The organism is Spirosoma arboris, assembly GCF_009754945.1.
GTDB lineage: Bacteria > Bacteroidota > Bacteroidia > Cytophagales > Spirosomataceae > Spirosoma > Spirosoma arboris.
In genome coordinates this window covers 77,522-97,000 of the sequence record NZ_WPIN01000021.1, presented here as the reverse complement: position 1 = coordinate 97,000, position 19,479 = coordinate 77,522, and the positions used below count along the sequence as shown (strand labels likewise).

The window sequence follows — 19,479 nt, the reverse complement described above, 5'->3', positions numbered from 1 at the left end:
CATCGGAATTTTGTTCATTTTATAAAGTCATTTTACCAACCAGGATAAATTTTCCTGCTGAATACCTAAAGGTAGCCGATGTACCCGCCGAGAGAGTGGTGAGTACGACGCTATCGGACGCATTGGCAATGGCGGCACTTCCTGTTGATCCCGTTGGGCGTAATATAGTAATCTCATCCTGAAGGTTAGCCCGTGCATCATTCAGGGTATAGGTCAGCGTGGCACTACCTGCATGAACGCCCGCTATGATTAGTGTTCTTCCTGTTGTGCCTAATTCAAAGCTGGTTGCTGTAGAACCTGAGTACGTTGTTACGCTGAATTTGGGATCAATTACGTTCTGCTCTCGCCAGGTGCCCGCCGTCGTGCCTGCCACGACCCGGTTTCTAAAATCCCCCAAAGGGTTAGCTGTGGCATCTCCGCCCGTAACTGGATTTTGTATAACTGCCCCACTACCCCGCCAAATCACAAGAATCCTATCAACAATATTATTGTAGGTATTGACGTATACTTCAAGCTGTTTGGCGCCGGTTGCCGAGTTGTCCTTAACCAACATCACCTTGCTGACCTGAAGCCCAGCAAGTGCTCCTCCTCCGGTCGTCAGGTTCTGAATGACAGGTCGATCATTATATTGACTATTGACAAAAAATTCAGTTCGTAATACCCTGCCCAAATTGTCAGTGGCTACAAGCGTCAGATATCCTATTAGTGTCGATGTATTCGTATTAGGCGAGTAGGTACTTGACGCTTGGACGATCGTGTAATAACCAGTACCAGTGGGTTGGAAATATTGGTATTGGGGAGCAGGCCAAAAGGAATTTTCACCGTTAAGAGTAGCCGTCTGGCGAAAACTGGCGGCATTCCCCAATGCGCGAAGGTTGGTCGCTCTAGTATCACCCAGTTGAATGACATGCCAGGCGCAACCCGCAGCTGTCAGTTGAAAGGTGCCATGTGTACAAGTGGTCATTACATCACGTACCCGAATGTCGCCGGTAAAGTCCAGGATTCGTCCATCGGGCATGAAGACTGACAGCACATCATCTGCTCCATCGACAGACACTCCCTTTTTGTACTCCATGCTGATCGGTATACGCTCGTTCGTGACGAAAGAACGAAGGAATCGCTGCGTTGTTGATTGCCCTGAACGCTCGGTAACTGTACCCGCATAGGCGGTTAGGTCGGTGCCAGCCACACCATTGTTTGTCACTTTTAACGTGACTGAGCCGTTGTTGACCTCAAGGTGAATGAGCTTAAGTAGTGAGGTATTCGTAGGTCCACCATTGAACATGATTACAGGTCGGGGTAGGCCAGCGCTATTCGTTCCATCGAATGAGCATACCCCAGCCACGCGAAGGATTGGTGGCGTAGCTTCTGTCCAGGACATACCTACATATACGTTGCTGGATGAGACCATTTTCCCTCCCTGGATCTGTACCGTTGTATTGCCAGGCCCAGATGCGGTCAATGTGTGGCCTGAAATAGTAATCAGGTTGTTTATGAGCGTCCCGTCAGGCCGGTCGAAATCCTCGATTGGAGGATTGTTCGCATGTCGATCGCCTGCCAGATTTCGCTTGGTGTCTAATGCGCCAGACGGAAGGGGCAACCACGCTCGCGTACCATCAGGATACTTGCCAGCCAAGGGTGTACTTGGGGCAAGTTGCGCGGAGGTAGCAATGCCCGAAATAGTGTTAAATGGTTGCGTATCAAGATGATTACTTTGAGTTAGTAACATCGCGCCAGGACTGTTGGCCGTTGCGTCTGCGGCTATGCCTGCTAATTTGACCGTATTGGCCGCAATGCTATTGATGTGCATCGTCAGTATTGCTCCAGCACCAGCCGCATAACTAGCCTGAGTCAAGTTATCGAGTTGGTTGACCTGGTCCTGAATGTTGGCTGTAGCTGAGGAAATGCTGGCTAATTTCAGCGAATCAGCGCGTGGATAAAGACCATACTGGTTGTTGAGGTAATTTAATTTGTAATTGATTTGCGCAACTGGATCGTTTATCGTCTGCGCAAAACCAGATAGTGAGTCCAGAAGAAATAAAAGTGAAAGTAGCTTTTTCATTGCGACGGATTAATTAAAAAGTAAAGTCATTAAGTCTTGCCAAACACTCAGTATGGTAATGGGTGTGTAGCTATAGGGAGCTGTGGTAATTGCAGTTAAAGTAGTTGGTGAAGGGGCGAATGTGGCCCGTTTTTCGGTATACAAATTCGCACTATTGCCCGTGATACCATCCCGATTTATCTCCACATAAGCCGTTTCTGGCAAATCGGACGTTTTGTTCCATTTTAAGGCGGGCATTGGCCATAGAAATAAGAGTAGTTTTTTCATGTCTGATTTGTGTTACGGTTTTTGGGTAATTTTTCTACTCTTAAGCGCCAGCAGGACGGGTGATGGTGAATGATCTGACCAAATAAGTAATGCCCGATACGTGATCGAACGTAATCGTTGTGTCACTTGCCGGTAAAGTTAAAAAAACAGAAATCGGACGGGTACCCCCAGCGACGGCCTATGCATTAAAAGTAATTTGACAAACTCCATCGATTCGGATACACCTTGCGCTGAACCAGTAGTTCACCAAAGACATCCAGCGTCAAACCTGACGCCAATACACCATTGAAGAAAAAAAGAGATGAAAATCGTACTGTTAGTGGAGCACTATTACAGTCCTATGAACTGGGCAGTTGTCTGGTTGAGTGGGTCCACTATTGATACCATGAATCATGAGATAATGTAACGCCAGCGGATGCGTATTGGGGCCGTAAGGAGCAAATCTTAGTAGAGCGATAAAAAATCAAGCAGTCATCCATGATTAGTGGACGGAAAAGTCATATTTTTCAGCGCATACAAAGTGACTAAAACTATCTCTTCCCATTTTCACCCGCAGCTGTCCACTTTTGGCTGACGACATACAGTTTTCTGGTAGGTCGTCGGATGAAAATACTTTACTAAATGAAATTGATAACCCTCCACATCTATGAAATTCTTTTACCTGCCGCTACTGATGACGAACAAGCTGAACGAGTTTACTGGGAAATAAAGGAATTTATAGCCAGCCAAGGTAATAAGATTTCTATCACTCGAATCAGAGAGATTTCATATTGGCACAATGGAAAACAGCTAACTGAAACCGTTGGAGAAAATTCACCGACAAACGGAGAAACAGTTGCCGCTATTTTTGATGCACCAAACCCTTGCCTTATATGTACCTTCAGTCGGGGAGAGCCGATTCTGGCTGGAAAGCATAGCTTGATTTATGCATAGCCTTTTGACGATCCAACCCCTGAAGTTGATTAAGGTATGCCCTCTCAATATATGGATTATCGCCTATTGACGCTTCAACCCCAATTTCGGAGTTAACCGATGATGCTTGGGAAGTGGCAGACGAATCATGTGGAACTATTTAATAGTCCATCTCCATAAGCTTTGCACTATGAACCTCTGTTAAATATGGATTAGTAATAACCTTGATCCCCTCCTTTACTTGTATTTCCATATCCTAAATATAACGTTTTTACACGCACTCCCATGAAACACCTTTTTACCTTTTTTTTACTAATTTCTATTTACTCGGTTAAGGCGCAGAGGAATTATATCGCCAATACAGCTAATTCCGATTCGCCTGGCTTGGAAAATACCGTAGTTGGCGCTAGTGCTGGATTTACTAGTTTAACGGGTGGAGACAATAGCTTTTTTGGGTTTAGCGCCGGGCTTAATGCTGGTCCTGGTTATGACAATACGTTTATTGGAAGTTATGCTGGCGCAAATAGTAGGTTTGGTATCTCGAATACATTCGTAGGAAGTTTTTCCGGGTATTCGAATGTAGCGGGAGTTAGTAATGTAATGATTGGTGATGGTGTTGGGTATCAGAATAATGGAAGTTATAATACATTCATTGGTAATAATGCCGGGTACAATAATACAATTGGAAGTTATAACATATTTCATGGACACGTAGCTGGTTACAGCAACACTACGGGTTCCCACAATATCATCATTGGCCCTAACGCAGGAACCACTATTACAAACGGCGATGACAACGTTCTAATCGGCTACAGCTCCCAAGCTGAAGATGGCCTGCACAATGCCACGGCCATCGGATCCGGTTCCCGCGTAGTCATCAGCAACGCCCTGATCCTGGGCAATCAAGCTAATGTGGGCATCGGTACCTCAGCGCCCACAACCCGTTTAGAAGTTGTCAGTGAAACACCTGATAATAGTGGCCTGCGCTTATCCAATCTAACCACGGCCAGTCCGGCTACTCAGTCAACTGATCAATTTTTATCTGTTGATGAGAAAGGGAATGTAATCAAAGCAGGGTATAAACTTCGGATCAATAACCCGTCGGAGTGGAGCGATAAGGTATTTGTACCGGGCTATCAGTTGAAACCTTTATCGGAAGTAAAGAAGTTTATTGATGCAAATCAGCATTTGCCAGGAATACCTTCAGCTGTGGAGGTAGCAAAAGAGGGCGTGGATCTGGTTAAGATGAATGCGAAGCTGCTTGAAAAAGTTGAGGAATTGACGCTGTATCTACTTGAGCAACAGAAGGCCAATAAGGAGATGAAAGCGGAGATTGATGAATTGAGGGCATTGATCAAGAAATAATCCAATGAACCATAATGACTTGCTTACTCAAAAAAAGCTTCTTCTAACTAATCTATTAGAAGTCGATTATATCCGCAATTCGGATGGTATTGACCTGCCTATGTTGAATAGTTATTATGTATCAGAGTGGGCATTGATTACTGAACACTTGGAGATTGTTAGTCAGATGGAACAGTAGTAAATTATAAAATAACCCCATCTCCCTGGACAGGCGAGAAGACCACACAATACACAGCATGAATAAAGATCCAGAAAGTCTAAGTCCATCGGAACAGATTGACTACATACTTAAGATTTTAACTGGCAGGGTGGAAGTTGTAGTAATAACCAAATCTACACCTGACTGGTACTATAATTGCAGTCCAGCCAGCTGATGAGTATGGGTTGATTGAGAAGAGGACTAATATATACAGTCTAACAAGGGAGGGGCATACTGCCATAAGACTTGGCGGTAAAATAAGAGTAGCATCAAGGCGAGTAAAGATACTATTTTGACCGTTTTGCCTCTGAACATTTGTAGGTTACCCGCAGATTCGTTTATTTTGCGCTCCGTTTAGCGTTCTTAGTAGCCCCCCTGGTAAAATTCCGAATAAAAACCCAGTTTCAGAGGCCGTCAAAGAGGTGCAAGAAAGAGCAAAGTCGGAGATGTAAGTGACTCATAATCAATTATATAAATAAAAAAATAGAGAGGTGTCCGAGTGGTTGAAGGAGCACGCCTGGAAAGTGTGTATGCGGGCAACCGTATCGAGAGTTCGAATCTCTTCCTCTCTGCATTAATTCCCGTAATGAACTGTATTTCAGTTTATTGCGGGAATTTTTCTTTTTGAGATATAATCCTGCTTCAACAGCGTTTGATATGGATCAAACCCAAAAGTTGTGGAGCCAGTTGTATAGTCTAGATTTGTGATTTTGATCAACCCTAGAGCTGAGAACTGCATGCTTCAGCCAAGTAATGAGGTTAGCCATTTTGCTTCTTAAGCAATTACTCGATTAGCTATAAATGTATACCATGTTGTACGCAGCCATTAATAGTGTCAGACGATACCTAAGTCGCTATTGTTTCAAATACCTGTTTATAAATAACTAGCTTCCAAATAGGATGATCAGTATATCGACCGTTGCTTCAGTCAGGTATTAATAGATAGAATCCAGTATATTTTGCTGATCGGGGTTGAGCGCCCGTTGATTAATGGCAATAAATCTAATTTTATGTTGGCGTTACGTTTGGTTTCCTGGCGCCATTGTGAATGAAGCAGTAATCTCTCATTTTTCAATATAATTCGTTTTATAAAATGGGTTGCGATCTTTCAGAATGTAGACTGAGTCTTTGAAAATATGGATAGTTGAATAGCCTAGTAACTAAGAAAAATGGGATACGCTAATTGAGTATAGCAAAAACATGTAGTTTCGCCCTTCACCCAAAAATCCTGCCCCTCAATGAAGAAAATTTTACTTGGCTTTTTACTACTGACTTTGTTGAGCTGCCAACCATCCAAAACATACTATGAGAAAGTGGATGCATTAAGTGGCTATAAAGAGCTGACTTTAGATGCCCCCTACGAGGTACTGAAGAAAAAAGTTGATATGCGCCTAACGCAGTATGATCAGTGTAAGGCAACAAAGAAGTACGAGATAAAATCAGATAAGTATTTATTGATTGGTGCGGTTCGATTTGATAAAGTCGAACTGGAATTTGTAAGGGATAGCCTCTATAGAACGACCCTCTATACAAAAGACACCTATGAGACAGCGGCTCAACTACATGCCATGTATCGCAAGGAATTTGGTGAGCCTCATGAAGTAAAAGACGTCGGCTATAAATCCACAGAATGGAATGGCAAAAACCATACAATACATTTTGTCGATAGGGTACAAAGCAGTGACTTTGAGGTTGAATATGCCTCCAATAAGGGTTTACGTCGTTCAATCGACGAAGAAAGGGCATGTAATGAGCGAAAAGCCAAAAAAAGTCGGAGTGAATTATAGCTGTTAACGTAAGAATGCCTATTGGCCACATTATGTCCTACGCTCACTCCTTTTTCTGCTAATCGGATGATTTTTTAATTCCTACAAGGCCAAGTAATCGGTGCCAAAAGCGAAATGTTGGCTGTGGATCTCCCGTCTGGTCATGGAAAGTAGCATTGGCAACAGAGAATTCGGGTGTAAGCTGCCTTTTTATGGAGTCAATAACTTCAGGTGTTGGCTTTTTGGATTGAATTGATCGAACCGCTTCAATTGGAATTATAATTTGCTTATTGCCCGTTTTAGTTTTTACCCAAACCGAATAATTCGATTCGTCTATGAGTGAATGTTCCAGGTATTGGACAGCACCGCCCATGCCCAGTAATAGTTCAATTGGCTCTTTATCAGATTTATAATGTGCGTTCATTGCCCTGGTTGTTTATAGCTCTACCAGTCGGTTTAGTCTGACTGATCCTGTTGTAAAGACGTATGCGCAAACTAAAAAGCTGCAAAATCGCGCGTTTAATAAATGATTATCGTGTATTTTTTTTGTGCGATATCCGACCGTCGAGCACTTACGTGTAGGCGATCCGAATTGCAGTCTAAAGACTGAAAGGCCTATCGACAAGGAGTTTAAAGCAACGAATAGACAAATTATAGTTAGTAAGGACTGACAATTCGACCTTGTGTTGTAGCGGTACTGACTATGTTGCCCTAATGAAGACGCTCGCTAATAAAGTAGCTTTGACCTAACGAGTATAATTTTATACAGTATCCAACTATATTTACCCTTTATTTCATGGCAAAATCAATCAAATCCTTACATAATTTTTGATGCTTTCTATAGTGCATATTTTATAGGAAAAATAGATAAAGGATTGTTATACAGTTAATTTGGTTAATTTAATTTGCCGTGTTTATGTGTGAATTCTGCTGATTGGTTTGCTACTGACTCAAAAAAAACATACTAGAAATAAGGGTAAAAACTTTCATTATTTTATGAAATACTGAAAAGTGGATACATAAAAACCTTGCCTGGTCATATTCAGATAATATATTTTCCTAAATTATATTAAAATAAAAAAGAAGCATCTCAACTCCTTACGGCTGATTCTATAAGTTATAGCTTAAGCGTAGGTTAAACTAATATTCATTTATTTCCGTCTTTTGAGTTATAGTCAATAGTAGAATTTAGTTAGGTATATAATTGCCTGTAGTAAATAATAGAAAAGGTTTATTACTTTAAAATAATAATACTTGCCAAAAGATTTGACTTTTTCGCACGAAGACTTACTATATTTGCGCCGTAAGAATCCCATTAACGATAAATAAATTGTCGAATGAAAGCAAAACAAATTCGGTTCTTTTCTCCGATCGAGAATAGCGACTCTAAAAAACAGAAGAAGAAAAGTGCTGCTAAACCTGTCATTGTTACGGGATATATTTCGTCAGCCGGAAAAGTCGTATTCCCCGACAAATCAATCGCCCAATTAGGACTTGATACGGAAAATAACCTGTTTAAAGTAGGTACTCAGGAAGGCAAACGCAAAATAAAATCACTTTACCTGATTCCTGGCGCTGGCGAAAATGAAGAATCATTTGAGTTGGAGAAAGCAGCCAAGAGCCATAGCATTTCGTTACCTTTTATTCTTCAGAAAGGCGGTATCGACTTTGCAAATGTAAAGTATACGTTCACTGTCAAGCCATTCGACTATGATGATGATGTAACAGGTTATGAATTGAAATTGACTAATGATAGCCCGAAGCCTGAATATACAGGTAAACCACGTGGCCGTAAGCGTCTGAATCCAACAGAAGAATAAGATGTTTATGTGTTATTAGTTCTGAAAATAAATTGGTTTTATACACTAAAAAAGCGGGCAATTAACCCGCTTTTTTAGTGTATATTAGTTTTACAGCTAGTTGTAAATAACTATGTCCGACTGTCGGAATTAAATTCTAAAATGGTTTATTTTATGCGTACCACAAGGTAATTTATAGGCGATTTATTAATCTATCCTGAAAACAAAACAAGAGCCTATGCACAAGGTTTTCTGATTATGACCCGCGACCAACTCGATAATCTTATTATACAGGGCGAACATACCCGATTAGAATTCAAACGTCAATTGTCGTCGCCTGGCCGGATTGCCCGAACGCTGGCTGCTTTTGCAAATACGTCAGGCGGAATATTGCTTATTGGAGTTGCCGACAATGGCAAAATTGTGGGCGTCTCGTCGGAGTTTCGGGAGATTGAAAAGATTGAGCAGGCAACCGACCAACTTATTGAACCAGCATTGGCAATCAGCTACGAAACAATAGCTCCCGATGGCCGGATGTTGTTGATTATCAGCGTTGGAGAAAGTATTGAGAAACCTCACTATGTTGTCGACGAGGCCGGGAAACGTACCATCTACGTTCGGGCAAAAGATAAGTCTGTGCCGACCAGTAAGCTCATTATTACGCCGGATATGGCTACTAGTGAGTTGATCAAATCACCAATGGCCCGGACGCTAATTCAATACCTCCGTAAGAACGAGCATATTACTGCGGATAAATTTGCTAAACTCATTAATATATCCGATTACCGAGCTGGTAAATTGTTGCGCCAACTGGCCGAGCGAGGGTTATTGATTTTGATTGATAAACCCCGTCCAGTACGTTATGCACTCAAACTGGCAGAATAATCAAGTTGTATCTTTGCCAATATGATGACCACAGAGCAAGAAATTACAAAAGAGACAATTACTGGTTTTTTTCAGGGTTTGCAGGATCGGATTTGTCAGGCGCTCGAAGAAGCGGATGGTACGGGTCGATTTCGCGAAGATAGTTGGGAGCGACCAGGTGGGGGTGGAGGACGTTCGCGCACTATGGCTGGTGGGCGTATTATTGAAAAGGGAGGGGTAGGTTTTTCGGCCGTTTATGGCGAAGCGACAGAAGCCACGTTACGCACCTTACAACTTGCTGATCGGGATGCGGCATCACCACCGACGTTTTATGCTACAGGCGTGTCGATTGTTCTGCATCCACACAGCCCTATGGTACCCATTATTCACATGAATGTTCGGTATTTTGAGCTGAGTACTGGCCACAATTGGTTCGGTGGCGGCATTGATCTGACACCCCATTATGTGGTGGCCGATGATGCTCACTGGTTTCATCAGCAGCTCAAAACCGTTTGTGATCGCCACGATTCGACCTATTACGATAAATTTAAACCCTGGGCCGACGACTATTTTTACATTCCCCACCGACAGGAAACGCGTGGTATTGGGGGTATTTTCTTTGATTATCTCAAGCCGGAAAATACCGCTCACAAAGCCGACCTGTTTGCGTTTGTTCAGGATGTGGGGAATGCCTTTGCGCCAATTTATACGCACTTCATGCGGCAGAACCATACCATATCCTTTGGCGAGCGTGAAAAACAATGGCAATTACTACGCCGGGGACGTTATGTCGAATTCAATCTGGTCTGGGATCGAGGGACCAAGTTTGGGCTCGAAACAAATGGTCGTACTGAGTCTATTCTGATGAGTATGCCTCCTCAAGCCAACTGGACGTACGATTTTAGGCCCGAAGCTGTTAGTCGTGAAGAACAGACTCTCCATCAACTAAAAAAAGGGATTAATTGGGTGTAATACACTCTATTACAAGGGCTGCAATGAGTAAATAATTGCCAGCCAGGAGTTCGTACATATACAGACCAGCAGAAAGGTTGGTTTTGCTTTGTCGTAACGTATGTATTGCGAAATCAAGCCTTGTCCAGAGCTAACTCCCTTTATCAATTGTTATTGGTCAATTGATGCGCTGGCTAATGCGACATTAACTGACTACTCATTTCCAGATGGTTGTCCAGAAATTATTTTCAATCTGGAAACGCAGGTAAAACGATTTTCAATAGATGGGCGGGTTTCCATGAACCCATCTGTTGAATTTATTGGGCAGATGACGCAGCCCTATCAGATTCGTACGCAGGGCAGAAACCGAATTGTTGGCGTACGGTTTTATCCCCATACAGTTGCTTGTTTTACGAAAGAAACGATTGCGCAATTTAATGATCAGACAATTGCAGTTCAGGATATATGGGGAACCGAAATTTTGGACGTGGCTGTGCAAATTGCCGAAGCTTCCACACCTACCCAATGGGTTACTCCATTAAATGCTTTTTTTAGAAGTCGATTAACGAATCAAATTGATAGTAGCCGCCATAAATTAACCGATTTCGCTGTCAGACAATTTCTATCTCAAAAAGATGTAACAGACCTTGACGCTATTGTCCGTGCTTCTGGTCTCAGTCATCGCTATCTTCAACAGTGCTTTCATCAACGGGTAGGTATAAGCCCTAAGATGCTCCTCAAAATTATTCGGTTTCAAAAAACATTTCAGTACCTGAACGCCGGAGCGCACTCATTAACGTATGTTGCTTACGAGTGTGGTTATTACGATCAGGCACATTTTATCCGTGACTTCAACGCATTTACGGGAAGTACGCCTGCACGCTATTCATTGCAACATCATCCATTTAACCAACATTTTCTGGTCGCATCCAACAGTTCGTATTTATACAATTTTTAGCCGCCGACTTTCGATTATTTCGCCCCTGGTTATCTATAAAAATCGACTAATTAGGATAGTCCTGACTGGGTAAACTGGTTAATAACCAATAGACTAAAAGCGCTTCAAAAACTTTGTTCCCGGATATGTTCATGAATAAAAACTGGATCTTAAAAGCTATAGGTTTAGTTGCTGTCTGCTGTGTATTGCTAGCTCATACGGCACCGGCTCAGCAAGGATTTAACCCCATGCTACTCAAAATAAAATGGGAGTTAGTTCAGAACCAGTATCAGGCGAAACCACAATTTCTGGCCGCTTTAGTGGTGACTAATGGTAGTCAGGAAATAATGCCCGTATCGGGCTGGAAACTCTATTTCAATCTACGCTATCACAGCCCGAATTTAACCGCTCTTAGTAAGGAGTTAACGATCAAAAATGTCAATGGTGAACTGTTTTACCTGCAGCCAACTCTAGACTTTACTCCTTTAAAATCTGGCGAATCAGTTCGGTTGGAATTTACCGGTGCACGTCGGGTCGCAAATTATCAGGATGCCCCGTCTGGTTTTTTCTGGGTAAATGACGCTACTCCACAAACGGCAATTTCGGCCAATCAGGTTGTTGTTCAGCCGTTTATACAATCAGCGCAGTCGACAGCTGAACAGGCCAGGGCCTTATTTAATGAAAATCAGGTGGTTCAGGATATCCCCATAGCCAGGCTCCCAAAGATACTCCCGACGCCCGTTTCGTATCGGGAGACAAATGGAATTTTTACTCTCGACAGCCGAACAACACTAGTGGCTGATGAGTCTTTTCAAGCCGAAGCGAATTATCTGAGTGAAGAAATCAAAAAACTGTTGGGAAAACCTCTGCCTAGAGCTAAGACAGAACCAGCGGACAAGGTTATTGTGCTTAAGAAAATAAACCTGCCTAAAGAGGCCTATGAGCTGCAGGTGACGCCTAAGCGCATAACGATTTCGGCAACAGACGGAACTGGTATTTTTTATGGAATCCAGTCCCTTAAGGCTATTCTGCCAACGTCTGTCTGGGCTAACAAACAGGTAGCCCTCTCTGTGCCGACAGTCAGCGTATCGGATGCACCCCGATTTGCCGTGCGGGCGTTTATGCTGGACGTCGGTCGAAATTTCCAGCCGAAGCAGGCAATCCTGAAACTGCTGGAGGTAATGGCACTGTATAAATTAAACGTCTTTCATTTTCACCTGACTGACGACGAAGGCTGGCGATTAGCTATCCCCGATCTACCCGAACTCACCCAGGTAGGTTCGCAGCGTGGATACCCATTCAGCAATAATGAGCGGTTGCAGCCTTCCTATGGCTCGGGCGCTGTGGCCGGTCGGTTGATGGGCAGCGGCTTTTATTCCCGTGCTGATTTTATTGAGATTTTACGATACGCTACCCAACGCCATATTCGAGTCGTTCCCGAAATAGAATCGCCGGGTCATGCACGAGCAGCTATCAAAGCCATGGAAGCTCGCTATACAGCTTATATGGGTAAAAATCAGCCAGAAGAAGCAGAGCGGTATCGATTAACAGAATCAAATGACCAGTCTCAGTACCGATCGGCGCAGTATTTTACCGATAATGTGATGAATGCGGCTTTGCCCTCGACGTATCGATTTATTGAGAAGGTGATTGATGAGGTACAGCGGATGTATACCGAGGCAGGTGCGCCTTTATCGATGATGCACATGGGGGGCGACGAAGTGCCGCATGGTGCCTGGGAAAAATCGCCGGCGGTAATTGCTCAATTGCAGCAGGATACGTCCGTAAAAACGGCCAAAGGGTTATCGCAATTTTTCTTTAGCCGGGTGAAAACCATGCTTAAAGCGCGCGGACTTATGTTAACAGGTTGGGAAGAGTTGGTTGTTCATGAACCCGCGCCCGACAGCGCCCGGCGGGTGGATGTCATTTCCGATTTTATCAAGGATCAGGTACAACTCGATGCCTGGTGGAATATGTATGGAAATGAAGACATTCCGTACCGGATGGCCAATGCTGGCTACCCAACCGTATTGGCTTGTTTTGATCATTTTTATTTCGATCTGGCCCATAAACCCGGCTTTGCAGAGCCGGGTGATGCCTGGATTGGCTATCTGGATATCGACAAACTGTTCCAGTTTATACCCTACGATTATTACCGAAATAACCGTACCGATGTAGTCGGAAACGCCTGGCCCAGTGGACATTTTGATCGAAAAGAGCATCTAACACAGGTTGGAAAACAGCATATTGCTGGCTTGAAAGGGGCGCTGTGGAGCGAAAATATTACGGCCGACTCGCTACTGAACTATATGCTCTTACCACGCTTACTAGCCTTAGCCGAGCGTGCCTGGGCAGCTGATCCCGATTGGGCTAAGGAGCCAGATAGTACTCGTGCGAAAAAGGTATACGACCAAGCCTGGTCGGTGTTTGTCAATACGTTGGGTAAACGGGAATTACCCAAACTAGATTTTTATAATGGAGGATATTCGTATCGAATACCAGCGGCCGGGGCTATGTTAATTGACGGAAAAATTGAGTTGAACAGCCAATTGCCGGGTTTGCCTATTCATTATACGACAGATGGTAGTGAACCAAGCCTGAAAAGTCCGGTTTATCAATCGCCAATTTCAGCGAAGGGAAGAATTCGATGGAGAGTGTTGAACCAGAAGGGGCGCGGAGGTCAGGTGATGCAGCTAAACTGATAATTCTGTTAGTTATTCACTCAATCCTGTCGATTGTTCATTACCCATAGCGTTTCGGGATTTTTCGGGTCAATTTCGCTGGCAGAATATAGTCGACTAAACGACACTAAATCACGCTGCTTAAACAAACACATAACGCATGAACCTCTTCTGGATTTTATGGGCCATTGATGCTGTAATAGCCCTAATTTTTTTCTACTTCTTTTTTGTCGGTATGGCCGATGGCACTGTATCGTCGTTCAATGCTGGACTATGGGCGCTTATACTGGCTGCTTTGGGCGCTATTCTGGGAGGAGGCTATTGGTTGCATACCAATCAGCACGTAGTAGGAGCCAAGATTCTGTTGTCTGTGCTGGCTGTACCGGGCTTATTGTGTGGGATTTTCTTTTTAGTGCTCATCCTGACCAATCCTCGCTGGAACTAGCGGGCAGTAGTAGTTTATTGCTTTAATGCCACAGCCGTTAATTCACTTACCAGCGCAATTCCTGCAAAGACAATAGCCAGGTGCATATGACCGGTTCGGTATAGTAAAAAGGCTGAAATACCAAAAAGCATCAGGGCCAAAAAGGAGCGATAAGGCGACCCTAAACGGTAATTGGATCGGGGAGCCATAAAAATACCCCATAAGATGGCTGCTACCAAAGGAAGACCAAACCCTACTAAATAATTACGATAGGGACGATCACTGCTATGAAAGCCAGCGTAGCCGAATGATGCCAGCATACTTAGTTCAAGCAAGAAATAGATTACCTGATTAAGTAATTTGAGTAGCGGTAACAAGAGCGATTTAGGCTACTATCGAGAATTAAAAGATGAAGTGAAGAATACAAGCCCAGCAGGCAACAGAAAAGGTCAGTAAACCCAGCCAGATAGCTGCACTAATGGCATCAGAATAGGTAATGCGAATGCGAATAGTCATGGTAGAGTAAGAGATCGTTACTACCAACGCAAAGCAATTCTAATGCCAATTGTCTTTTTAGGCTAAAAATTAAGAGATATAATTTGTAAGTATTTGATTATAAGTGTATAATGGGTGGGATGGTGTTTTAAAGATTGCTTGAAAATTACTCTTTAAGTAGTTTAAAGCAGCTTTTGAGTTAACATGGACGAACGATTTACTTTTTCTCATTTCCATAAACGTATTACCAGACAAGGTTTACTAAAAGGAATTGATGAATGAGTGCCGAAAAGTAGACTACTTCGTTGAGATAGGCAGGGATAGAGATGACCGGATGGGTAAGCACGATCGATATAATCAATAGCTGGCTGTATGATCAAACAGGCTCTACGTATGAGTCTTCGCTGACTTCGTTTAGCGCGACGCTTGTGTTCTTCCCAGGAAAAAGCCCGAAAAAGCCATCCACCAAACCCACTCCACAATGACCCAGAGCAACTTACAGGTACAGAATAACAGTAGCGACCGGCAGACGGGAAAGGGTAAGCTTTTTTAGTAGTCATGGCTGTAGTAGTTACAAAAAAGTAAGTAACATATACGCCAGGCGTAGGTGGTTTAGATTGACCGAATAATAGAAAAATAGTTAAAACAAAAGCCGGATGATTAACCCCCAGAATAGGAGGGAAAGGCCCAGCATGCCTATCCAGACAAGTACCTTGGGCAAGTTGAGCGATGTTATCCAAAATCGTATAGCCATAGCAGTATGCATCCAGTTATACTATAAACGTAAAATTTTATGAGTTGGCTTTAGAGGAGGCATAATGGTATTAAACGGTACAGTATTTACTTTACTATAAGTGAGCCCAAAGCCATTTGGAGGTCAGCAGTAGCAACGAGAAGATTATAAGTAGCCCTATTGCCCAGGGATTCGGTACAAGCGAATTCTTTGTAGCCATGCTAGTTGAGTTTATAGCTCAAAACCAGCAATATCTACGCCAGTGAATAGTATATCTATTGCCACAAAGTAAATAAGGAGATAGTTGTAGAATACGTTTCGCCTGGGTAGGCGATATAAATTTAATAGCTATACTCCGGTCCTTATTGAATCTAGGGACTGTTTTAACGTGATAAGGGGTAGTAAAAACTGGAAAGCTGTTTCTACAGCAGCATCAATCGTCGTTTCGGCAGTGTGAATTTCCAGAGCGGGTTTTTCTGGGTGTTCGTAGGGAGCGTCGACGCCCGTAAATTCCTTGATTTCCCCACGACGTGCTTTCTGATAGAGCCCTTTAACGTCGCGTTGTTCGCAAACATCCAGAGGTGCATTAATATAAATTTCTATAAAATCGGAGGCTCCAATAATCGCTTTGGCAAGTTCACGCATTTCACGGGCCGGACTGATAAAACAGTTGACGGTGATGATCCCGCTGATAAGGTACAGTTTGGCAACTTCGGCAATACGGCGGATATTTTCTAATCGGCTCTCAGGGCTGAACCCAAGGTTGCTGTTGATTCCCGTGCGGATATTGTCGCCATCGAGTACCTGTGCAAAAAAACCTTCGCGAAATAGCCGTTGCTCCAATCCCGCAGCAATCGTGCTTTTCCCTGCGCCCGAAAGGCCCGTCAGCCACAGAACTTTACCACGCTGCCCAAGCCGTGCTTCCCGTTCATGACGGGGCGTCAGGCAGTCGTAAATTGGATGAATATTAGCGTGCATGTTAAAAACTTGTTTACGGTGGTGGGTTTTAATTGGGTCGGGACACATTTAAATGTCGTAACCAAACTCGCGAATGAATGGTCGCCAGAATTCCAGATCATATTTCCACCAGGCATGACAACCAAAGGGCAGCTGGTGCTGATTCAATTCATGCAGACGCTGAGGTTGTGCTTCGATGCTAAACTGTGTGGCTTCTTCGGCATCAGGGATTGTAAACCAGGTGAAGTTTCGTTTGACGAACATGCCCCAAAAGACATCCTCCGTCTTTGCCCTGTCGTTAAACCAGTGAAACGTATTGTTCCTGATAGTCAAATTTTTAGCCAAGTCCACCAAAGCCGCTGGCTTGTCTCTAGATGATACCGCTTGAAATTTTTTCCACAATTCGGACGGCCAGAAGATGTAAGAAAATGAGTTAGATACTTTTAAGAGAGAGCTTATTTTTCGTAACGAAAAACCACCGTTTCCTACCCCAATAAAGGGAGAAGTTGGTGTAGCCATGCTCCATCCTTCCAACCAGGGGGCCCCTATATAATCATATCCTTTTCGGCACCATTCCATGAGTTCATCCCGAAAAACGAAAGCATCCAACTCATAAAACAGGACGTACTGGTCTTAACCCCCTGAATGGCTGGACAAAATTATAAAAACAGTTTAGTCTTCTTACATTCAGATTCCATGAGCAAAATAAGGCGAAGTTTTACTCCCGATGACCGCTATTCTATTGTCTAGGAAGCCATTCGTGACGGCTATGCTGAGACTTGTCGCAAATACAATTTATCCCCTTCGTTGCTGCGCAAGTGGCGATTGAAATATCTGAGCAAAGGCAAAGAAGGGCTGAAAGATTCCTATGAACGCGTCGATCCTCAACTGCGAGCCCTCGAAGAGGAAAACGAACGCCTGAAGCGGATTGTAGCTAAACAGGCTTTGGAACTGGAGATTAAGAACGAACTACTAAAAAAACTCCTCTTCACTCCAGGAGAAGCTAAACCTGATGAAACAGTTCGAAAATCAAGCTAGTCGTACCCTGTTATGCCAGTAGCTTAGTGTGCCTCGGAGCGTATCTTATTACCAACCTCAGTCAGGTAGGCCTGGAGCACGACCCAGCCAAGTGACTATGAAGTTGGATGGGTCGTGGGTAGACAATCAACTGATAGTGACCAGTATTCGTCAGCTACTGGATGTCGAGTTCAATGCTCTTGGCTACGAATACATTACCTACGAGTTGAAAAAAGAGTACTTGATCAACAAGAAAAAGGTGTATCGGCTCATGCAGGAACATAATTTACTCCTAGGCAAAGTGATCCGACCAACGGGCAAGCGGGAATTTGTTAAATTCAAACGCATTGAAGCTACCAAGCCTTTGGAATACCTGTGCTGGGATATCAAATACGTTTGGGTACATGGGGAACGACGGAATTACTATTTGCTGAGCGTCATTGATGTTTATAGTCGCAAAATTCTGGACTGGTTGTTTCAAATCGGACCGCCGAAGCAGCAGTATTCGTCAAATCGACTTAATCAATCTTTTTCGACGCATAAACCGGAATCATGAACTGAAGGGCGTCATTCTACACAATGACAATGGCAGCCAGATTATCGCTCATTCGGTACGTAACTTTTTGAAAAGCTCAGAGATTAAGCAAGAATTCACTCATGTAGCCACCCCCGAAGAGAACTCTTGCATTGAAGCTTTTCACAGCATTTTAGAACACGATGTCATTGAGCGAAATGAGTTTGCCAGCTATTATGAGGCCAAAGAAATGTTAGGGCGTTATTTTATCCACTACAACTTTCACCGACTTCACCGTTCGATTGGTTTTATAACACCCCAGTAAAAATGGGAAGAAGCACAGGTACTTTACGACACAACCTTTTCAGAAAATCTGTCCAGTTAATAGGGGGCTAAGACACTGTACGGTTTAATTGATGATGTATGACAACTTTATCCACCGACAAGAGTTGGGCAGCATGGAATCCTTTAAAAACGCATTTCAATAATACCCACTCCTCAATTAGTCATTAAATAGTGTGCTTATCTTCATCAAGCACCCAATTGATCAAATTTCTAATAGCGAGTTCGCCGATTGCTAACGGACTCCCAATAGTTCCATCGGGCCTGATTAGTACAGCACTTGGCATCGACATTGACTGAAAACTTTTTGATACGACCCTGTCTTGCTCTATGAGCGTTTTTAGTATCGCATAGTCGGGAGGAGAAGTTCCTTTGCTGCTGACCATAGTAATCAGTGCAATTCGTAATCGACCAACATACGTATTGTTCCACTCTACTATCTTGGGCAGTAATTGATTACAGGGGCCACAATCGGGATTAACAAAGAAAAGTAGCAGTGGTTTTTGGCTCGCTAAAAGTGTAGTTAACGTTTCGGTTTCATTGTTTTTATTGAGTAGGCTAAAGAAAGGCGCAAAAGCTCCTATCGGTAATCCTTTTGTTGGGGCAATATTGATAAGGCGACCTTCCAGTTCAGCGAGTTTTAACGACAGATTACCCTGGTTTTTCAACAGGTATACAATGTACCATCCGCCAATGATCAAGATAAATAGTGTCAATCCATTTATTAGTAAAGCAAGGAATTGGTCTGCGGGTAAAGCGCTCATCCAAGTGGCTACCTGAACCCTTTTAAGGCTGGGTCCCACTGTCAGAATAAAAATGGCCATGCTCATAAAGAACCCATTTCGAATAACAGTTGTCCACCCAATGAGCTTGGTCTGCATTTCGCCAAAACAATTACAACTAATTGAGTTCCCTCTAAGTAGATGATATACAATAGCGACGGTGAAGATAGTCAGTACAAAAAGCGCTGCCGAAGCACCAAACCAGGGCCAACAGAAAGGCTGTAGTAGAAGGCCGATGACCAACTCGCTTAAAGATAAAAGCAGGGCAACTACAAAGCTTAATTTCCCCGGGATACCAAAATCAGCCACTGCTCGTTTCGTTTTCTCTACACTGACTAGTTTAGCAAAAGCAGCAATGACAAAAACAAGGGAGAGGGATACTTGTACAAGGAGAAGAGCAAAATCCATTACA

Annotated in this window: 20 protein-coding genes and 1 tRNA gene; 14 read left to right on the top strand and 7 right to left on the bottom strand. The window is 43.4% G+C overall.

Annotated elements, in window-relative coordinates:
* Nucleotides 1-19: 19 nt before the first annotated feature.
* On the bottom strand, nt 20-2,062 hold the full coding sequence (locus GO755_RS34695) for a hypothetical protein (protein ID WP_157590030.1): 2,043 nt from the start codon (nt 2,060-2,062) through the stop codon (nt 20-22).
* A 9-nt stretch (nt 2,063-2,071) separates the two neighbouring features.
* The gene (locus GO755_RS34690) at nt 2,072-2,329 is read right to left on the bottom strand and encodes a hypothetical protein (RefSeq protein ID WP_157590029.1); all 258 of its coding nucleotides are present in this window, start codon (nt 2,327-2,329) and stop codon (nt 2,072-2,074) included.
* A 621-nt stretch (nt 2,330-2,950) separates the two neighbouring features.
* Here GO755_RS34690 and GO755_RS34685 point away from each other — a divergent pair.
* The 5 genes from GO755_RS34685 (at nt 2,951) to GO755_RS34665 (ending at nt 6,592) form a co-directional block, all read left to right on the top strand.
* Complete coding sequence (locus tag GO755_RS34685) at nt 2,951-3,262, top strand: hypothetical protein (protein ID WP_157590028.1); 312 nt, start codon at nt 2,951-2,953, stop codon at nt 3,260-3,262.
* Nucleotides 3,263-3,526: 264 nt separating this feature from the next.
* Nucleotides 3,527-4,606: an autotransporter outer membrane beta-barrel domain-containing protein gene (locus GO755_RS34680; RefSeq protein ID WP_157590027.1), complete on the top strand. Its 1,080-nt coding sequence runs from the start codon at nt 3,527-3,529 to the stop codon at nt 4,604-4,606.
* Between the two features lie 4 nt (nt 4,607-4,610).
* Nucleotides 4,611-4,784 (top strand): hypothetical protein, encoded by a 174-nt coding sequence (locus tag GO755_RS34675; protein WP_157590026.1) that lies wholly within the window; start codon nt 4,611-4,613, stop codon nt 4,782-4,784.
* A gap of 506 nt (nt 4,785-5,290) precedes the next feature.
* Nucleotides 5,291-5,377, top strand: a tRNA-Ser gene (locus tag GO755_RS34670).
* Between the two features lie 666 nt (nt 5,378-6,043).
* A complete protein-coding gene (locus GO755_RS34665) occupies nt 6,044-6,592 on the top strand; it encodes a hypothetical protein (RefSeq protein WP_157590025.1) in 549 nt (182 codons plus the stop codon).
* A gap of 58 nt (nt 6,593-6,650) precedes the next feature.
* Here the strand turns inward: GO755_RS34665 and GO755_RS34660 are convergent, their stop codons facing one another.
* Nucleotides 6,651-6,995, bottom strand: a complete 345-nt coding sequence (locus tag GO755_RS34660; RefSeq protein ID WP_157590024.1) for a hypothetical protein — start codon at nt 6,993-6,995, stop codon at nt 6,651-6,653.
* A gap of 913 nt (nt 6,996-7,908) precedes the next feature.
* Between GO755_RS34660 and GO755_RS34655 the strand changes: the two genes are divergently transcribed.
* From GO755_RS34655 to GO755_RS34630, 6 genes are all read left to right on the top strand, one after another.
* A complete protein-coding gene (locus GO755_RS34655) occupies nt 7,909-8,391 on the top strand; it encodes a hypothetical protein (protein ID WP_157590023.1) in 483 nt (160 codons plus the stop codon).
* 237 nt (nt 8,392-8,628) lie between these two features.
* Nucleotides 8,629-9,255: an AlbA family DNA-binding domain-containing protein gene (locus tag GO755_RS34650; RefSeq protein WP_157590022.1), complete on the top strand. Its 627-nt coding sequence runs from the start codon at nt 8,629-8,631 to the stop codon at nt 9,253-9,255.
* 24 nt (nt 9,256-9,279) lie between these two features.
* A complete protein-coding gene (gene hemF / locus GO755_RS34645; protein ID WP_157590095.1) occupies nt 9,280-10,206 on the top strand; it encodes an oxygen-dependent coproporphyrinogen oxidase in 927 nt (308 codons plus the stop codon).
* Between the two features lie 100 nt (nt 10,207-10,306).
* The gene (locus tag GO755_RS34640; RefSeq protein ID WP_157590021.1) at nt 10,307-11,143 is read left to right on the top strand and encodes a helix-turn-helix domain-containing protein; all 837 of its coding nucleotides are present in this window, start codon (nt 10,307-10,309) and stop codon (nt 11,141-11,143) included.
* Nucleotides 11,144-11,370: 227 nt separating this feature from the next.
* The gene (locus GO755_RS34635) at nt 11,371-13,824 is read left to right on the top strand and encodes a family 20 glycosylhydrolase (RefSeq protein ID WP_198175023.1); all 2,454 of its coding nucleotides are present in this window, start codon (nt 11,371-11,373) and stop codon (nt 13,822-13,824) included.
* Nucleotides 13,825-13,963: 139 nt separating this feature from the next.
* On the top strand, nt 13,964-14,248 hold the full coding sequence (locus tag GO755_RS34630) for an osmoprotectant transporter permease (RefSeq protein ID WP_157590019.1): 285 nt from the start codon (nt 13,964-13,966) through the stop codon (nt 14,246-14,248).
* A gap of 14 nt (nt 14,249-14,262) precedes the next feature.
* Here GO755_RS34630 and GO755_RS34625 read toward each other — a convergent pair whose 3' ends face one another.
* The 3 genes from GO755_RS34625 to GO755_RS34615 form a co-directional block, all read right to left on the bottom strand.
* A complete protein-coding gene (locus GO755_RS34625; RefSeq protein WP_227687202.1) occupies nt 14,263-14,562 on the bottom strand; it encodes a YrdB family protein in 300 nt (99 codons plus the stop codon).
* A 1,241-nt stretch (nt 14,563-15,803) separates the two neighbouring features.
* A complete protein-coding gene (cysC, locus tag GO755_RS34620) occupies nt 15,804-16,433 on the bottom strand; it encodes an adenylyl-sulfate kinase (protein ID WP_157590017.1) in 630 nt (209 codons plus the stop codon).
* Nucleotides 16,434-16,481: 48 nt separating this feature from the next.
* Nucleotides 16,482-17,033 (bottom strand): DUF5672 family protein, encoded by a 552-nt coding sequence (locus tag GO755_RS34615; protein ID WP_227687206.1) that lies wholly within the window; start codon nt 17,031-17,033, stop codon nt 16,482-16,484.
* 135 nt (nt 17,034-17,168) lie between these two features.
* On the opposite strand from GO755_RS34615, the gene GO755_RS34610 reads away from it, so the two are divergent.
* The 3 genes from GO755_RS34610 (at nt 17,169) to GO755_RS42250 (ending at nt 18,268) form a co-directional block, all read left to right on the top strand.
* Nucleotides 17,169-17,450, top strand: coding sequence for a transposase (locus GO755_RS34610; RefSeq protein WP_317166021.1), 282 nt, complete (start codon nt 17,169-17,171; stop codon nt 17,448-17,450).
* A gap of 97 nt (nt 17,451-17,547) precedes the next feature.
* Nucleotides 17,548-17,985 (top strand): IS3 family transposase, encoded by a 438-nt coding sequence (locus tag GO755_RS34605; protein WP_157590015.1) that lies wholly within the window; start codon nt 17,548-17,550, stop codon nt 17,983-17,985.
* The gene (locus GO755_RS42250; protein WP_157590014.1) at nt 17,873-18,268 is read left to right on the top strand and encodes an integrase core domain-containing protein; all 396 of its coding nucleotides are present in this window, start codon (nt 17,873-17,875) and stop codon (nt 18,266-18,268) included. Before GO755_RS34605 ends, GO755_RS42250 begins: the two co-directional genes overlap by 113 nt.
* Before the next feature lie 184 nt (nt 18,269-18,452).
* Here GO755_RS42250 and GO755_RS34595 read toward each other — a convergent pair whose 3' ends face one another.
* A complete protein-coding gene (locus tag GO755_RS34595) occupies nt 18,453-19,475 on the bottom strand; it encodes a MauE/DoxX family redox-associated membrane protein (RefSeq protein WP_198175022.1) in 1,023 nt (340 codons plus the stop codon).
* Between the last annotated feature and the right edge of the window lie 4 nt (nt 19,476-19,479).

Excerpts from the sequence above, each read along its gene's own strand:
- GO755_RS34695 (WP_157590030.1), bottom strand. The coding sequence starts at position 2,062 with ATGAAAAAGCTACTTTCACTTTTATTTCTTCTGGACTCACTATCTGGT.
- GO755_RS34690 (WP_157590029.1), bottom strand. The coding sequence starts at position 2,329 with ATGAAAAAACTACTCTTATTTCTATGGCCAATGCCCGCCTTAAAATGG.
- GO755_RS34685 (WP_157590028.1), top strand. The coding sequence starts at position 2,951 with ATGAAATTGATAACCCTCCACATCTATGAAATTCTTTTACCTGCCGCT.
- GO755_RS34680 (WP_157590027.1), top strand. The coding sequence starts at position 3,527 with ATGAAACACCTTTTTACCTTTTTTTTACTAATTTCTATTTACTCGGTT.
- GO755_RS34675 (WP_157590026.1), top strand. The coding sequence starts at position 4,611 with ATGAACCATAATGACTTGCTTACTCAAAAAAAGCTTCTTCTAACTAAT.
- GO755_RS34665 (WP_157590025.1), top strand. The coding sequence starts at position 6,044 with ATGAAGAAAATTTTACTTGGCTTTTTACTACTGACTTTGTTGAGCTGC.
- GO755_RS34660 (WP_157590024.1), bottom strand. The coding sequence starts at position 6,995 with ATGAACGCACATTATAAATCTGATAAAGAGCCAATTGAACTATTACTG.
- GO755_RS34655 (WP_157590023.1), top strand. The coding sequence starts at position 7,909 with ATGAAAGCAAAACAAATTCGGTTCTTTTCTCCGATCGAGAATAGCGAC.
- GO755_RS34650 (WP_157590022.1), top strand. The coding sequence starts at position 8,629 with ATGACCCGCGACCAACTCGATAATCTTATTATACAGGGCGAACATACC.
- hemF (WP_157590095.1), top strand. The coding sequence starts at position 9,280 with ATGACCACAGAGCAAGAAATTACAAAAGAGACAATTACTGGTTTTTTT.
- GO755_RS34640 (WP_157590021.1), top strand. The coding sequence starts at position 10,307 with ATGTATTGCGAAATCAAGCCTTGTCCAGAGCTAACTCCCTTTATCAAT.
- GO755_RS34635 (WP_198175023.1), top strand. The coding sequence starts at position 11,371 with ATGCTACTCAAAATAAAATGGGAGTTAGTTCAGAACCAGTATCAGGCG.
- GO755_RS34630 (WP_157590019.1), top strand. The coding sequence starts at position 13,964 with ATGAACCTCTTCTGGATTTTATGGGCCATTGATGCTGTAATAGCCCTA.
- cysC (WP_157590017.1), bottom strand. The coding sequence starts at position 16,433 with ATGCACGCTAATATTCATCCAATTTACGACTGCCTGACGCCCCGTCAT.
- GO755_RS34605 (WP_157590015.1), top strand. The coding sequence starts at position 17,548 with ATGAAGTTGGATGGGTCGTGGGTAGACAATCAACTGATAGTGACCAGT.
- GO755_RS42250 (WP_157590014.1), top strand. The coding sequence starts at position 17,873 with ATGTTTATAGTCGCAAAATTCTGGACTGGTTGTTTCAAATCGGACCGC.
- GO755_RS34595 (WP_198175022.1), bottom strand. The coding sequence starts at position 19,475 with ATGGATTTTGCTCTTCTCCTTGTACAAGTATCCCTCTCCCTTGTTTTT.